The 14,781-nt window shown below is 70.7% G+C and carries 13 protein-coding genes and 1 pseudogene; 10 read left to right on the forward strand and 4 right to left on the reverse strand.

From position 1 onward, the window contains the following. Positions 1–28: 28 nt before the first annotated feature. Together ABZU52_RS10505 and ABZU52_RS10510 are read right to left on the reverse strand one after the other, a co-directional pair. A pseudogene (locus ABZU52_RS10505) lies at positions 29–346 on the reverse strand (TcmI family type II polyketide cyclase); the annotation flags it as partial. 94 nt (positions 347–440) lie between these two features. Next, positions 441–1,238: a BTAD domain-containing putative transcriptional regulator gene (locus ABZU52_RS10510; RefSeq protein WP_354970781.1), complete on the reverse strand. Its 798-nt coding sequence runs from the start codon at positions 1,236–1,238 to the stop codon at positions 441–443. Between the two features lie 426 nt (positions 1,239–1,664). Between ABZU52_RS10510 and ABZU52_RS10515 the strand changes: the two genes are divergently transcribed. From ABZU52_RS10515 to ABZU52_RS10555, 9 genes are all read left to right on the forward strand, one after another. Then, positions 1,665–2,003: a TcmI family type II polyketide cyclase gene (locus ABZU52_RS10515; protein ID WP_354970782.1), complete on the forward strand. Its 339-nt coding sequence runs from the start codon at positions 1,665–1,667 to the stop codon at positions 2,001–2,003. Then, complete coding sequence (locus ABZU52_RS10520; protein WP_354970783.1) at positions 2,000–3,739, forward strand: acetyl-CoA carboxylase carboxyltransferase subunit alpha; 1,740 nt, start codon at positions 2,000–2,002, stop codon at positions 3,737–3,739. Before ABZU52_RS10515 ends, ABZU52_RS10520 begins: the two co-directional genes overlap by 4 nt. A gap of 140 nt (positions 3,740–3,879) precedes the next feature. Further along, the gene (accB, locus tag ABZU52_RS10525; protein WP_354970784.1) at positions 3,880–4,383 is read left to right on the forward strand and encodes an acetyl-CoA carboxylase biotin carboxyl carrier protein; all 504 of its coding nucleotides are present in this window, start codon (positions 3,880–3,882) and stop codon (positions 4,381–4,383) included. 19 nt (positions 4,384–4,402) lie between these two features. Beyond that, entirely contained in the window at positions 4,403–5,833 is a 1,431-nt protein-coding gene (locus tag ABZU52_RS10530; protein WP_354970785.1) for an acetyl-CoA carboxylase biotin carboxylase subunit, read from the forward strand. Next, entirely contained in the window at positions 5,830–6,585 is a 756-nt protein-coding gene (locus ABZU52_RS10535) for an SRPBCC family protein (protein ID WP_354970786.1), read from the forward strand. Before ABZU52_RS10530 ends, ABZU52_RS10535 begins: the two co-directional genes overlap by 4 nt. Beyond that, entirely contained in the window at positions 6,578–6,982 is a 405-nt protein-coding gene (locus ABZU52_RS10540) for a cupin domain-containing protein (RefSeq protein WP_354970787.1), read from the forward strand. Before ABZU52_RS10535 ends, ABZU52_RS10540 begins: the two co-directional genes overlap by 8 nt. A gap of 55 nt (positions 6,983–7,037) precedes the next feature. After that, the gene (locus tag ABZU52_RS10545; protein WP_354970788.1) at positions 7,038–8,312 is read left to right on the forward strand and encodes a beta-ketoacyl-[acyl-carrier-protein] synthase family protein; all 1,275 of its coding nucleotides are present in this window, start codon (positions 7,038–7,040) and stop codon (positions 8,310–8,312) included. 67 nt (positions 8,313–8,379) lie between these two features. Beyond that, complete coding sequence (locus tag ABZU52_RS10550; protein ID WP_354970789.1) at positions 8,380–9,636, forward strand: beta-ketoacyl synthase N-terminal-like domain-containing protein; 1,257 nt, start codon at positions 8,380–8,382, stop codon at positions 9,634–9,636. Beyond that, on the forward strand, positions 9,633–9,950 hold the full coding sequence (locus ABZU52_RS10555; RefSeq protein ID WP_354970790.1) for an antibiotic biosynthesis monooxygenase family protein: 318 nt from the start codon (positions 9,633–9,635) through the stop codon (positions 9,948–9,950). Before ABZU52_RS10550 ends, ABZU52_RS10555 begins: the two co-directional genes overlap by 4 nt. Before the next feature lie 158 nt (positions 9,951–10,108). Here the strand turns inward: ABZU52_RS10555 and ABZU52_RS10560 are convergent, their stop codons facing one another. Both ABZU52_RS10560 and ABZU52_RS10565 read right to left on the reverse strand, forming a co-directional pair. Then, positions 10,109–10,987 carry a transposase gene (locus ABZU52_RS10560; protein WP_354970791.1) on the reverse strand — a complete coding sequence of 293 codons (879 nt, stop codon included), beginning with the start codon at positions 10,985–10,987 and terminating at the stop codon, positions 10,109–10,111. 93 nt (positions 10,988–11,080) lie between these two features. Continuing rightward, positions 11,081–12,322: an IS701 family transposase gene (locus tag ABZU52_RS10565; protein WP_354970824.1), complete on the reverse strand. Its 1,242-nt coding sequence runs from the start codon at positions 12,320–12,322 to the stop codon at positions 11,081–11,083. 1,038 nt (positions 12,323–13,360) lie between these two features. On the opposite strand from ABZU52_RS10565, the gene ABZU52_RS10570 reads away from it, so the two are divergent. Beyond that, positions 13,361–14,734, forward strand: coding sequence for a formylglycine-generating enzyme family protein (locus ABZU52_RS10570; protein WP_354970792.1), 1,374 nt, complete (start codon positions 13,361–13,363; stop codon positions 14,732–14,734). The last annotated feature ends 47 nt before the right edge of the window (positions 14,735–14,781 follow it).

Genomic DNA, 14,781 nt, shown 5'->3' on the forward strand with positions numbered 1-14,781 from the left:
TGGCTGGGCACGCCTCCGGCGCGTCGGTGGCGTCCCACCGGTAGAAGCAGCCGGCGACCGCGTCGCGGGGGGAGCGCCAGGTCGGCAGGTACGGCGACGTGTGCGCGGAGAGCCGCTCGTTGACCTGCTGGAAGAGCGGGTGGTTGCGGGCCGCCGCGAGGGCGTCCGGGTCGACGTCGTCCGAGGTCTCCAGCAGGTGTACGTACAGGTCGTGCAGGCAGTACAGGGAGCGGTGCGTGACGCCGGTCAGGCTGGGCAGCTCGGTGGCGTCGGATTCGGCGAAGATCTGCGCGACCCGCCCTTCCGCTCCCGGGATGATCCGGCTGACGATCAGTAGACGACTCATGGGACCCCTTCCGCCGGTGGCCTGCCCGACCCCTCGGGGATCGGTGCCACGTGCTGTGTGCGCCCACCGTGCCGCAGCGCCTGTCACATCACCGTCACGTACGCCGACCGGCCGGTGACGGGCGGTCGGTGATGGCGTTGCGGCTGGCCTGGCGGATCGGGGCGAGCGTGTCGTCGAGCAGGGCGCTCATGGCGGGGCTCGGCTCCAGCCGCAGCTCCCGGCGCAGCAGGTCCCGGTAGACGTAGAAGGCGTGCACGGCTTCGAAGGCGTTGCCCTCGGCCAGGTGGATGCGCACCACCAGCCGGTGTGGTGTCTCCCGTAACGGCTCGGCGGCCATCGCCTCCAGCGCGGCTTCGAGCGCCTCGCCGTGCCGTCCCGCGGCCAGGTGATGCCCGGCCACCTGTTCGAGCATGTGCAGGCGGAGTTGGCGCAGGCGCTCCCGGTCCAGGAGCACCCAGTCGTCGTACCAGCCGGGGAGGAGGTCGTGCCGCCCGGCGGCGAGCGCCCCGGCCGCGGTGCGGGGGACGTCGCCGTCGCGGACCCGGGCCGCGGTGCCGACCAGGTCGTCCACGTCGAGCCGCACCGCCGGGGCGAGGCGTACGGTGTCGCTGGCCACTGTCATCGGGCAGCACGGGTCCTGTCGGAGCCGCCACAGGGCGGTGCGCAGGGAGGACAGCGCGCGTTCCTCCGGCGCGTCGGGCCAGAGCATGCCGGCGAGTTGGCTGCGGGTGGCGCCGGGGCGGAGCCCGATCAGCGCGATCACCCGCTGCAGCCCACGCGGCACCACGACCGGCACTGCCTCGCGGAAGAGTCGGAAGCCGCCGAGCAGGTGGAGTGAGACACCCTCCTCGGGCGGGTCTCCGGCGGTCGGCACGGACGGATCAGCGGCCACGGCGGCACCCCCTGCGGAACGCTTGTCCCGACTGTCTGCTGTGTCCCGGATCGGTTGCCCGCGACGCCACTGTCGACCCCGCCGATGAGGACGTGGCCGGGCGCGGCCCGGCCCGCCGAGGCCGCCGGGCGGACCACGCTGAAGATTATCAATAATCGTCACATTGAGTCAACGCCAGTGTGGCCCTACTATTCGCGACAGTCAACCCGAGATCGGTTCTGAACTGCATAAACATTAGCGGGCGGAACGCGCCTGGCGCATAGCTGATACACAGGCTGCGTCAACGCAGCGTCACCATCATGGGTCGCTGGCCGACCGGGCGCGGTGACGCCGCCGTGACGAGGATCGGCGCATCGTGTCCGCAGTCGTCCAGCGCGTCCGGGGGCCACCCGTCGCCGACCGGACGCTGTGGGGGGAGGCCCAGGTATGGAACGATCGCTGATCATCGCGAAGGTGGATCCCACCGCCGAGGAGCGGGTCGCCGAGATCTTCGCCGAGTCGGACACGACGGAGCTGCCGCGCCTGGTCGGTGTCCGGCACCGCTCGCTGTACCGGCTGCACGACCTCTATGTGCACCTGCTCGAAACCGCGCAGCCGGCGGAGGGCGCGGTGGAGGCCGCCCGGGACCATCCCGAGTTCATTCGGGTCAGTGACCGCCTGCGCCCGTACGTGTCGCCGTACCTGTCGACCTGGCGCTCGCCGCGGGACGCCATGGCGCGGTGCTTCTACCGGTTCGACGCCCCGGACACCGGGCGGCGGTCGTGACGGCCACCGCGCCGCGCGAAGAGCAGCTCTGGTCCCGCTGCGCCGGCTGCGCCAGCCTGCTCTACCGCAAACGGCTGCGCCGCAACCTGGACGTCTGCCCGGAGTGTGGCGAGCATGCCCGGCTCGGCGCGCCGGAACGCCTGCGCCAACTGGTCGACCCGGGTTCGCTGTGCCTGCTGCCCGACCGGCTGCCGGAGGTGGATCCGCTCGACTTCGTCGACGTGCTCCCGTACCCGCAACGGCTCACCGGCGCGCGGGCCAGCACCGGCCTGGCCGAAGGGGTGGTCTGTGCCACCGCCACCATCGGTGGGCACCCGGTGACCCTGGCCGTGATGGATTTCCGCTTCCTCGGCGGCAGCCTGGGCTGCGCGGTGGGCGAGTTGATCACAAGGGCGGCCGAACGGGCACTGGATGACCGCACCCCGCTCGTCCTGATCACCGCCTCCGGCGGGGCGCGGATGCAGGAGGGCGCGCTGTCGTTGATGCAGATGGCGACCGTCAGCCAGGCCATCGCCGCGCTGCGCGAGGCGGGGCTGCTCACGGTGAGCGTGCTCACCGACCCGACCTACGGTGGGGTGGCCGCCTCGTTCGCCACCAACACCGATCTGGTGCTCGCCGAGAGCGGTGCGCGGATGGGCTTCGCCGGCCCCCGGGTGATCCGCCAGGTCACCGGGCGGGCGCTGCCGGACGGCTTCCAGACCGCCGACTTTCTGCTCCGACACGGCCAGGTCGACATGGTGGTGCAGCGCCGGTCGCTGCGCGGACGGTTGATGGCGCTGCTCGCCGCGACCAGTGCCGGCCGTCCGGCGCGTCCTCCCGTACCCCGGCAGGAGCCGGCGCCGGGTCGCGAGCGTCTCGCCGACGACGGCGCGGCCCCGGCGGACCCGGCGGCCGACGCAGACGCCGGCACCCCGGCGGTACGCGACGCGTGGGACACCGTCCGGATGGCCCGGCACCCCGGGCGACCCACCACACTGGACTACCTGGATTCCGTCTTCGACGGGTTCGTGGAGCTGCACGGCGATCGGCTGGGCGCGGACTGTCCGGCGATCGTGGGCGGGTTGGCGCGGCTGGCCGGCCGACACGTGATGGTCATCGGCCACCAGAAGGGACACACCACCGCCGAGTTGGTCGCCCGCAACTTCGGCATGGCCAGCCCGGCCGGGCACCGCAAGGCACTGCGGCTGATGCGCCTCGCGGCCCGGCTCGGCCTGCCCGTGGTCACCTTGGTGGACACCCCCGGCGCCGACCCGGGGGTGAGCGCCGAGGAGCAGGGCCAGGCCGCGGCCATCGCCGAGAACATCCTCGCCCTCACCGTGCTGCCCACTCCGGTTCTCGCGGTGATCACCGGGGAGGGCGGCAGCGGCGGCGCGCTGGCGCTGGCGGTCGCCGACCGGGTGCTGATGCTGGAGAACGCCGTCTACTCGGTGATCAGCCCCGAGGGGTGCGCGGCGATCCTCTGGCCGGACCGGTCCGCGGCGCCGCAGGCCGCCCGCGCGCTGCGACTGACCGCGCCCGACCTGTGCCGGCTCGGAGTGGTCGACGAGGTCGTGTCGGAGCCGTCGAGCGCCGCGCATGACGACCCGGCGGAGACCGCCCACCGGTTGCGCGCGGCCCTGCTGGCCAACCTCCTGCCTCTGCTGGAGGTGCCGCCCGCCATGCTGGTCCGCCTGCGCCGGCAACGCTTCCGACGGTTCGGCGCGACCCGCGCCGGCGCCCGGGTGGGCCTGCGATGACCGCCGGCGAAGGGGCGGTGTCGACCGTCGAGGCTTCCGACGACGTCGGTGTGGGCGGTGCGGCGTCTGACGACGTCAGGGTGGACGGTGCGAGGTCCGACGACGTCAGGGTGGGCGGTGCGAGGTCCGAAGACGTCAGGGTGGGCGGCCCGTCCGATGAGGCCGGTGTGGGCGGCGAGGATGCGCTGGCCGGGCTACGCCGGCAGGCGCAGCACCTGATCGCCGAGCTGGCCGGGCCGGTGCGTCGGATCCGGCTGCGCAGCGGGCCGGCGGTGCTGGAGGTCGAGTGGCACCCCGACGAGGTGACCCGACCGGACCTACCCGCCGCGCGGTCCGAGCTGGCGCCGGCGGTCGTGCCGGCGCCCGGCGCACCGCCCGCGGTGATCCGGCCACCGGTGCCCGGGCGCGCCGCGGTGCGGGCACCGATCGTCGGCACCTTCTACCGGGCGCCGGAGCCCGGGGCGCGGCCGTTCGTGGCGGTGGGCGACCTGGTCCGCCCAGGCCAGCCGGTCGCCATCGTCGAGGCGATGAAACTGATGAACGAGGTGACCGCGGACCGGGCCGGCCGGGTGGTCGCGGTCCTCGTCGAGGACGGCCAGCCGGTCGAGTACGACCAGCCGCTCGTCGAGCTGGACCCGGCATGACGGCGCGAGGTAATTGATCATGTTCGAGACCGTGCTGATCGCCAACCGGGGCGAGATCGCGCTGCGGGTGCTGCGCGCCTGCAAGGAACTCGGCGTCCGGACAGCGGTGGTCTACTCCGCCGCCGACGCCGACTCGGCGGCGGTCCGCCTCGCCGACCAGGCCGTCCGGATCGGGCCGGCATCCAGCCGGCGCAGCTACCTGAACGCCGCCGCCATCATGGAGGCGGCCCGGCAGGTGGGCGCGCAGGCCGTGCACCCCGGTTACGGCTTCCTCTCCGAGGACGCCGACTTCGCCGAGATCTGCGCCGACAACGGGTTGACCTTCATCGGCCCACCGCCCGCGGTGATGGCCGCGCTTGCCGACAAGTCCTCGGCACGGGCACTGATGAGCCGCGCCGGCCTGCCGCTGTCGCCGGGCAGTGTCGCGCCGGTGCCGACCGCCGCCGCGGCGGCCGAGGTGGCCGAAGCCGTCGGCTACCCGGTGATCGTGAAGGCCGCCGCCGGGGGTGGGGGCCGGGGGATGACGGTGGTGCGCACCCCGGGGGAGCTGCGCCGGGCGTACACCCGCACCCGGGCCGCCGCGCAGGCCGCCTTCGGCGACGACCGGGTGTACGTCGAGCGCTACCTCACCGACGCGCGACACGTCGAGGTGCAGGTGCTCTGCGACGCGCACGGGAACGGCGTGCACCTGGGCACCCGGGACTGCTCGGTGCAGCGCCGGCACCAGAAGCTGGTCGAGGAGGCGCCCGCCCCGGCGCTGTCCGCCGCCGTCCTCGACACCATCGCCGAGACCGCCCTGCGGGGCGCACTCCAGGTCGGCTTCGTCGGTGCCGGCACGCTGGAGTTCCTGGTCGACGCCGAGGAGAAGTTCCACTTCCTGGAGATCAACTGCCGGATCCAGGTGGAACATCCGGTCACCGAGATGGTCACCGGGATCGACCTGGTGCACGAGCAACTGCACGTCGCCGCCGGGGTGCCGCTGCGCTGGCGGCAGGAGGAGATCCGCCTGCACGGCGTCGCGGTGGAGTGCCGGGTGAACACCGAGGATCCCGAGCGGGGGTTCGCCCCCACCCCCGGCCGGTTGGAGCGGTTCACCCCACCCGGCGGCCCGTTCACCCGGGTGGACACCCACGCCAGCGCCGGTTACCTGGTCGGCCCCTGGTACGACTCACTGCTGGCCAAGGTGATCGTCTGGGCGCCCGACCGGGAGCTGGCCCTCAACCGGCTGGAACGTGCCCTGGACGAGTTCGACATCGCCGGTCCGGGCGTGCACACCACCATCCCGTTCGTCCGGCGGGTGCTCGACGACGCCGCATTCCGCAAGGGCCGCTACACCACCGGCCTGGTCGACCGTCTGCTCGCCGCGCCCGCGCGAGGGTCGGCGGCCACCCCCGCACCGCGCACCGCGCCCGCCGCAGATCCCGACGCAACCCACAGGAGGACCCGATGACCGTCACCCATGGTCGACCGATGACCGCCGAGATCACCGACATCCTGGTGGCGCACTGCGGGCTGGACGCCGACGCCGCGGCCCGGGCGCCCGCCGCATCCCTGGAGGAGCTGGGCATGGACTCACTGGCCCTGCTGGAGCTCTCCGCTGTCGTCGCCGACCGCTGGCAGGTGAGCATCCCCGAGCAGGCCGGGGAGTTGAGCATCCCGGCGGTGGCCGATTTGATCGCCCGCCGCACCGACCCGCCCGGGCACACCGAGAACAGCGTGGTCATCGACGCGCCACTGGGGCTGGTCTGGGAGGTCACCAACGACGTGGCGAACTGGACCGAGCTGTTCACCGAGTACGCCGTGGTGGAGATCCTGCACCGCGAGGGGCACACGGTGCGGTTCCGGCTCACCATGTATCCCGACGAGAACGGCGTGAGCTGGAGCTGGGTCAGCGAACGCACCGCCGATCCGGTGAGCCGGCAGGTCCGGGCACACCGGGTGGAGACCGGGCCGTTCGAGTACATGCGCATCCACTGGCGCTACACCGAGGAGGCCGGTGGCACCCGGATGACCTGGACGCAGGACTTCGCGATGAAGCCGACCGCGCCGGTCGACAACGCCGCGATGACCGAGCGGATCAACACCAACAGCGTCATCCAACTCGGAGTGATCAAGGACCGGGTGGAGCGGATCGCCCGGCAGCGCGCCGACCAGGGCAGCCCGGCCGCCAGCGACGAGCCGACGGAGGCCGACGATGAGTGACCTCACCACCCGCCCGATCGCCGCCCGGGACGTACCCGCCGACCGCCGTCGCGGCGGGGAGCTGCGGGTGCTGCTCGGCCCCCGCACCGTCGGCAGCACCTCGGGCTTCCTCGGGGTGGCCACGCTCGCGCCGGGGGAGCGGATCGCCGAGCACTACCACCCGTACAGCGAGGAATTCCTCTACCTGGTGCGCGGCGCGATCACCGTCGACCTGGACGACCAGCCGACGCTGCTGGCCGCCGGCGAAGGACTGTTCGTACCGGTGAACGTGCGGCACCGACTGCGCAACACCGGCGTCGAACCGGCCGAGGTGGTCTTCCACCTGGGCCCGCTCGCCCCCCGGCCCGAGCTGGGGCACGTCGACACCGAGCTTGTCGAACAGCGGGGCGGATCATGAGCGCGAGGAGTGAGCCGGGTTTGCGAGCCCCGCGGTCGCGCACAGAGGTGACCCGATGACCGGGCGCCGCACGGTGGTGACCGGGATTGGGGTGGTCGCCCCGGGCGGCGCCAGCCGGGACCGCTTCTGGAAGACCATCACCGAGGGACGCACCGCCACCCGGCGGATCAGCTTCTTCGACCCGTCGGCGTTCCGGTCGCAGATCGCGGCGGAGTGCGACTTCGACCCGGTCGCGGCGGGGCTCAGCGAGGCCGAGCGACGCCGGGCCGACCGGTACGTGCAGTTCGCGCTGGCCTGCTCGGCCGAGGCGGTCGCCGACGCCCAGTTGGAGCTCACCGACGCGGAACGGGACCGGGCCGGGGTGGTGTTGGGCACGGCGGTGGGCGGCACGATGGCGTTGGAGCAGGAGTACGTCACCGTCAGCGAGCACGGCCGGCGCTGGCTGGTCGACAGCGCGCGCGGTGGCCCGTACCTCTATCAGGCGCTGGTGCCCAGCAGCCTCGCGGCGGACGTGGCCTGCCGGCACGGGTGGCACGGCCCGGCGCAGGTGGTGTCCACCGGCTGCACCTCCGGCATCGACGCCATCGGGTACGCCCACCAGATGATCGTGGACGGTGAGGCGGACGTGATGCTGGCCGGCGCGTCCGACTCACCGATCTCGCCGGTCACTGTCGCCTCGTTCGACGCGATCAAGGCGACCAGCCCGGACAACGACGACCCGGCCCACGCCTCCCGCCCGTTCGACGCGGACCGGCACGGGTTCGTGCTGGCCGAGGGTGGGGCGGTGCTGGTGCTGGAGGAGGCCGGGCACGCCCGGCGGCGCGGGGCGCACATCTACTGCGAGGTGGCCGGCTACGCCAGCCGCAGCAACGGCTTCCACATGACCGGGTTACGGCCGGACGGGCTGGAGATGGGCCTCGCCGTCAGCGACGCGCTGCGGCAGGGCCGGATCCTGCCCGAGCAGGTCTCCTACATCAGCGCGCACGGCTCGGGCACCCGGCAGAACGACCGACACGAGACGGCCGCGTTCAAGCGGGCGCTGGGCCAGGCCGCGTACCGGGTGCCGATCAGCTCGATCAAGTCGATGGTCGGGCACTCACTCGGCGCGATCGGGTCGATCGAGATGGCCGCGTGCGCCCTCGCCATCGAGTTCGGTGTGGTGCCGCCGACGGCGAACTGGAGCACCCGGGACCCGGAGTGCGACCTGGACTACGTACCCAACGAGGCGCGGGAGGTCCCGGTGGACGTCGCCCTCTCGGTGGGCAGCGGGTTCGGCGGTTTCCAGTCGGCCATGGTGTTCCGTCGGATGCTCGGCGCGGTGGCGGCGTGAGCGAGCGAACCATGAGGCACAGCAGCGTGGCGTCTCGCGCCGGCGCGGAGCGAAGCGGAGTGGCGGCGTGAGCACCGGGGTCGCCCGCGCGGTGGTCACCGGCATCGGGGTGGTCGCGCCGAGCGGCATCGGCGCGGACGCGCACTGGCGCACGGTGCTCGCCGGCACCCGCCGGACCGGGCCGATCACGTTGTTCGACCCGTCCGGCTATCCGACCCGCTTCGGTGGGGAGGTGCCCGGCTTCACCGCCGACTCCTACGCCGAGAGTCGACAGCTGGTGCAGACCGACCGGTGGACGCACCTCGGCTTCGCCGCCACCCGGCTGGCGTTGGCCGACGCCGGCCTGCCCGAGCGGGCCCCCGACCCGTACGGCTACGCGGTGACCCTGGCCAGCTCGTCCGGGGGCAACCTGTTCGGTCAGCGGGAGCTGCAACGCCTGTGGGGCGGTCCGTCACGGACGGTCGGGGCGTACCAGTCGATCGCCTGGTTCTACGCGGCCAGCGTCGGGCAGCTCTCCATCCACCACCAGTTCAAGGGCCCGAGCGGGGTGCTGGTCGCCGAGTCGGCCGGCGGGCTGGACAGCCTGGCGCACGCCGCCCGCGCGGTACGCCGGGGCACCCCGGTGGTGATCGCCGGGGCCACCGAGTGCCCGTTGAGCCCGTACGCGCTGGCCTGCCAGCTGCGCTCCGGGCTGCTCAGCGACGTCGCCGACCCGGAACGGGCGTACCGGCCGTTCGACGCCACGGCCAGCGGCTACCTGCCCGCCGAGGGGGGCGCGGTGTTCGTGGTGGAGGAATTGGGGCACGCCCTGGCCCGGGGCGCCCGGGTCTACGGCGAGGTGAGCGGATGGGGGTCCACCCACGACGCCGCGCACACCACCGCGGAGAGCACCGGCGACCCGGCCCAGTACGCGCGCGCGATGCGCCTGGCCCTGGACCGCGCCGGCGTGGCCGCGGCCGGCGTCGACGTGGTGCTGCCCGATGCGTTGGGTGTGCCCCGCTACGACCGCAGCGAGGCCGAGGCGCTGCGGGCGGTGTTCGCCGACCGGCCGCCGCCGGTGACCACGCAGAAACCGCTGACCGGTCGGGCGTACCAGGGCGGCTCGGCGTTGGACGTGGCTACCGCGTTGCTCGCCTTCGCGCACGACACGCTGCCCGCGTCTGCGGGGCCGGACGAGGTGGCCGAGGGCTGCGAGCTGGACTTCCTGCGGGAGCACCGCCGTCCGCGCAACCGGCTCGCCCTGGTCTGCGCGCGTGGCTTCGACGGGTTCAACAGCGCGCTGGTTCTGCGCGGGGCCGCGCCGATGAGGGGAAAGGCGTCATGACCGACCAACGGGCCCGGGTGGTCTTTCTGGTACGGGTGCCGGTGCCGCGCACCGAGCAGTTCCTCGCCGCGTACGAGCAGGTGCGGCACCTGGTGGCCGGCGGGGTGCCGGGGCACCTGGTGGACCAGGTGTGCCGCTCGTCCACCGACCCGGAGCAGTGGCTCGTCACCAGTGAGTGGGCGAGCCTGACCGACTTCGAGGCGTGGGAGCGCACCGAGGAGCACCGCGATCTGGTGCGCCCGATGCGGGAGTGCTTCACCGACGCCCGTTCGCTGCGCTTCCACATCCACGCCCAGACACCAGCCCTGGCCTGACGCTCCGCGCTCGCCCGGATGATCGCGCTCGATCCATGAAGTCAACGCCATTGCGTTAGTAGTGCTTTGTTAGGTTGGGACGAGTTGGCGGCAGAGGGGGCAGAACCCGAGCCAGGTCGCGAGTAGGTACTGCAGTTCGCGGAGGACGGCGTACAGGCTCAGGTTCGCCCCACTGCTTTTGGGCGTGCCAGCCTCAGTTGGGTGAGGAACAGTTGGGCGGCCGAGGCGAGGGTGACGTGGCGGTGCCAGCCGATCCAGGAGCGGCCTTCGAAGTGGTCGAGGCCGAGGGCGGTCTTGAGTTCGCGGTAGTCGTGCTCGATGCGCCAGCGGCTCTTGGCCAGGCGGACCAGCTCGGCAAGTGGTGTGTCGGCGGGCAGGTCGGACAGCCAGTAGTCGCTGGGTTCGTCCTGGTCGGGGGGCCATTGCACGAGCAGCCAGCATTCGGGAAGGACTCCGTCGTCGCCGCGGTGGGGTCCGCGTTGGATCACTCGGCCGGCGGGACGCACCCGCAGGGCGAAGAAGTGTCCGGACAACTCGCCGACGGGCCGGTCCGGGGTGCGCTCGGGTGCGGGTAGCCGGGCACGCCAGCGCACCAGGCGTGCTGCGTCAGCACCGTGGGCGAGGGCGAGGTCTTTCAGGCTGCGGGCCGAGTGGGGGTAGCGCGGTGTGGGATGCGGGCCAACTCCGGCGTAGGGCACCTCGACGGGTTGGGCGTCGCCGGGTTGCGCGGTGGTGGACGACGTGGTCGCCACGATGTAGCCGATGCCGCGTTCGGTCAGGCCCTGACGGAACTCGGCGACCTGGCCGTAGCCGGCGTCGGCCCACGTGGACGAGGTCAGGAACTGCTGCAACTGCTGGTGATCCACCCCGAGCCGCTGCGCCATCGGCTGCATCGACTTCCGCCGACCATCCAGCATCAACCCCCGCAGATACCGCAGACCCGTCGCCCGCTGATCCGAGCGCCGCAACCCCGCGAAGATCCCCGCCGCGAAGTCCTCCAACCGCGCCCGCACCCGAACCAGATCCCGCTCATCCACGCACCGCAGCCAAACACCGCCACCATGCCCGTACAAGCGACACGCCACAACGACCTAACAAAGCACTACTAGTACTCCAGCCGGGGATTGTGATCACGGCTCGGTGAGGGCTTGGCGGGCGTAGTGGCTGGTCATGGCTCGTGCTTGGTGACGGCGTCGGCGTACGGACCAGAGCAGTGGGTCGCAGCGGCGGCGGGCGGGTTCGATGATCAGGATGTTGAACAGGTGACGTAGTTCGTTGACGGTCAGCGGGATCAGCCCGGCCGGGTCGGGATGGCTGCGGTGGGTGGTCGCGGCGGCGAGGAAGGCGTGGGCGAGGATCGCCAGGGTGGTCCAGCGGTGCCAGGACGTCCAGCGGCGGTGTTGGTGCTGGTCCAGGCCGAGTCCGGTCTTCGCGGCTTGGAACGACTCTTCGATCTTCCAGCGGCGGCCGGCGACCAGGACGAGGTTGCGTAGCGGGACGGCCTCGGGTGCCCAGCAGCGGTAGAAGGCCAGCTCACCGGTGCGGCGGTTGCGGCGGATCAGCAGCCAGTGGTGCCCGCCGTGGGCGTCGGCGGCGTGTGGCAGTGCGGTGAAGGACCAGTCGTAGTAGCGGTAGCCTTTCGCGCCTCGACCCGCGGAGATCCGCTGCCAGGCGGTGGCGGGAAGACCGGTGGCGAGGGCGTCGACGCGGTAGGCGCCGAGGCCGGTGATCACCTGGTGAGAGCAGGCCACGGCCAGGACGTAGCCCAGTCGCAGCTGACGGAGTTGGGCTCTCAGGCGCGGATCGTTGCCGTAGGCCTCGTCGCCGGCCACCCATTGACACGGCAGCCCGGCGGTGACCGCTGCGGCGATCATCCGAGACGCCAGCTGCGGCTTGGTCGCGAACCGTACCTGCTGCGGGACACCGGCCTCAACGCGGCGTTCAGCGTCGTCGCACCAGGATTTGGGCAGGTAGAGCGCCGTGTCGAGCATCGCGTGGCCAGTATCGGTGGCGTAGACGAGGTGCACGGCGACCTGACAGTTCTCGATCTTCCCGGCGGTGCCCGAATACTGCCGCTGCACCCCGACGGTGTGCCGGCCCTTCTTCAGATCGCCCGTCTCGTCGATGACCAGTACCGCCTCGGCGTCGCCGAGGTGGCGGCCGACGAACTCACGGACATCGGCGCGGACCTCGGCATCGTCCCACTTCACCCGGGTCAGCAGGTCCTGCATCCCGTCCGGACCCGTGTCACCGGCATGCTCCGCGATCGTCCAGCAGTTCTTCCGCGGCAACGGCGCCAGCAAGCCCCGGACGAAGTCACGCACCCGACGGCGAGGCTCCGGCCTGCGGAAACGTTGCCCAACCGTCAGCATCAGGTCGTCGAACAACACCCGCCACCGCTGGGCGTCTACCCTGTATCCGGCAGCCACCGCTGCATCATGGTCAGTCCACACAACCGTCCATGATCGACGGGTGGCTGCCCTCGTTCCCGCACCGCATCGAACCCCAGCTCAGCCAAGGTCAACAACCCCGGCTGGAGTACTAGCGGCTCGCGGCTCTGGTACGCCAGGGCCATCAAGGCGCTCGCCCGCCTCATCGAGGGAGATTGTGGGACCGCCGGCCGCGCCAACGGGAAGGGCGACCGAAGCCGTTCGGCCCGGCTGACGAAACGACGCTCCCAGAGGCCTGAGATCACCGCAGCCAGGTAGCGACATGTCGCCGCGTCCCGACCGCTTGAAAGCGTCCCTGTGGGGTGGACAGACCGAAAAAGGTCAGCATAAGGCCCAGCACTCAACAGAACCCCCGTCAATGCCTGCGAGCGGTGAACCCAAACCATAACCTAACCGAGACTCGACGGGAAGGTTTGGTTACCGAACGTAGCTCTCGACGTTCAAGTCACTTGAGTGCCTGACGATGAGTGACCGTAGCCCGACGCCAGCACGCTGATGCACGACAAAGAGAGAGCTGCGGCTCAGGTGACGCGCGTTCGACGAAGGCCTTCCGCCTCACGAAAGCGGTAGCCGGACGACGACGGAGGCTTCCCATCGCTCACCCGTCGTTGCGTCGAGGATAAATAGCGGTGTCGTCTTAATATCCGCGCTCGCGTAATACAACAGATATAAAGAGTCGCCAAGTGATTCTGATCACATCAGTTGCGCACCGTTAGCACTAGATTACTCACTCGCCAATCCACTAGCGTCGAAGTCATCACTTGAGGGGAGGTGAGTTAAATGTCGTACTCGAAGAAGTGGGAGGCTGCGCGCACCGCGCGTAAGGTCCGCCCGGTCCTGTCGTTCGGCGAGAAGTGGTGAACCACGCCTTAGGCGTTAGGTGATCCGGAATGGGCTCGAGCCCGACAGGTTTCGACACAACGGGCTCGAGCCCGTTCCACACAAAGGAACGTCGCGGATATGAAGAATTGGCAGTCCCTACTCAATGACATATCTGCTGCAGCCGCGTCATCCGACGCGAACACGCTTGCGACCGCGATCACGGAGTTGCGTGTAGCGGTAGTCAACGCAGCCGAAGCTGACCGCGACGAACTAATGGCCGTCGCCGCCATGCATGAGCTGCCCTGGGTCAGGGCCGCTCTCCTGCGTGGTCTCGTGGCCCGTTGGCCGGACGGTTCGGACGTGCGCGAAGTGGTTGGCTGGTTGACCCACGACTTCGAGGACTTCGTCGCCTTCGAGGCGATCGATTTGGCCGGGCGAATGGGCCTCCGGGATGTGCTAGCTGACCTGCTGCTGATCGTTGGCAAGGCGAGTGAACGGATCGCGCACCGCGCTGGCAAGCCGGTCGGCATCGGGCATGCACTGGTTCTACGCACCGTCACCGCTATCGTCGGAAGTGATTCACCAGCTGCCCTGGCCGACGTGGAGAAGGAGCTGTTCACGGGCGGCGTTGACGGGGACGAATATCCACCGATCCCGCCTCGGGACTCCATCGCGGCGGGTGTCCACACCCACAATGGCATGCGTCCCGTATCCGGGGGGCAGGTTCATGCCGGATCACCGCCGTCATTCGATCCCACTGAACTGGTCTTCGACTGGAACGATCCATCAGAACCAGCATCGTGCGGTGACTTCTGGCTCGATGTACTGCCAGTGAGTAACGCTGAGTACGATGCCTTCAGTCGTAGCGAAGATGCTCGTCGACACAAATTCTGCCATCCAGCCGAACCCAAAGAGAAACTTCACCTTCGAAACACAATGCTCGACGGACGGAGCCAGCCCGATCATCCGGTCACCGGTGTCGACTGGTTCGACGCCTACGCCTATGCACGGTCGAGGGGAAAGCGGCTGCCAAGTGAAACAGAATGGCAGCGAGCGGCGCAGGGCGATGATCGGCGCGCCTACCCGTGGGGCGAACGGTTCGATCCGTCGCTCGCGCACTGCCTACCCGGGGATTACCCACAAGACTGGCAGGGCGTGCAGGCGTGGCGACGTTCTTTGCTTACCCTGGTTGATCAGCCCCCCGCGGTCACAACGAGGCGTCGCGGCATCGTGGGGAGCGAAAGCCCCTTTGGGATCTCGGATCTGTCCGGCGGGGTTTGGGAGTGGACCAGTTCGGCATTCGCTGGCTCGCCATTTAGTCCGAGCGACAGCGACCGAGACGCCATCGACATTATCTACGATCAGCGTTCGTATGCGGTGATCAAGGGTGGCACCTGGACGTCGCTCCCGGAACAGGCCTCAGTCGCGTTCCGGGGCCGCGACCTCGCCTACGACCGTCATTTCGAGATCGGCTTCCGCTGTGCGTGCGACTGCGCGCGAGAAACCCTTTGAGGGATGGCGTACCTGCCTGCCCTGGCGCTCAACCGAGGGGGAGCCCC

It is taken from the genome of Micromonospora sp. NPDC005220 (assembly GCF_040607895.1).
In the GTDB taxonomy this organism is placed as follows: Bacteria; Actinomycetota; Actinomycetes; order Mycobacteriales; family Micromonosporaceae; genus Micromonospora.

Bases quoted from the DNA above. Each gene is read 5' to 3' on its own strand.
- ABZU52_RS10515 (WP_354970782.1), top strand. From the start codon at position 1,665: ATGGAACGATCGCTGATCATCGCGAAGGTGGATCCCACCGCCGAGGAG.
- ABZU52_RS10530 (WP_354970785.1), top strand. From the start codon at position 4,403: ATGTTCGAGACCGTGCTGATCGCCAACCGGGGCGAGATCGCGCTGCGG.
- ABZU52_RS10535 (WP_354970786.1), top strand. From the start codon at position 5,830: ATGACCGTCACCCATGGTCGACCGATGACCGCCGAGATCACCGACATC.
- ABZU52_RS10540 (WP_354970787.1), top strand. From the start codon at position 6,578: ATGAGTGACCTCACCACCCGCCCGATCGCCGCCCGGGACGTACCCGCC.
- ABZU52_RS10545 (WP_354970788.1), top strand. From the start codon at position 7,038: ATGACCGGGCGCCGCACGGTGGTGACCGGGATTGGGGTGGTCGCCCCG.
- ABZU52_RS10555 (WP_354970790.1), top strand. From the start codon at position 9,633: ATGACCGACCAACGGGCCCGGGTGGTCTTTCTGGTACGGGTGCCGGTG.
- ABZU52_RS10565 (WP_354970824.1), bottom strand. From the start codon at position 12,322: ATGCTGACGGTTGGGCAACGTTTCCGCAGGCCGGAGCCTCGCCGTCGG.
- ABZU52_RS10570 (WP_354970792.1), top strand. From the start codon at position 13,361: ATGAAGAATTGGCAGTCCCTACTCAATGACATATCTGCTGCAGCCGCG.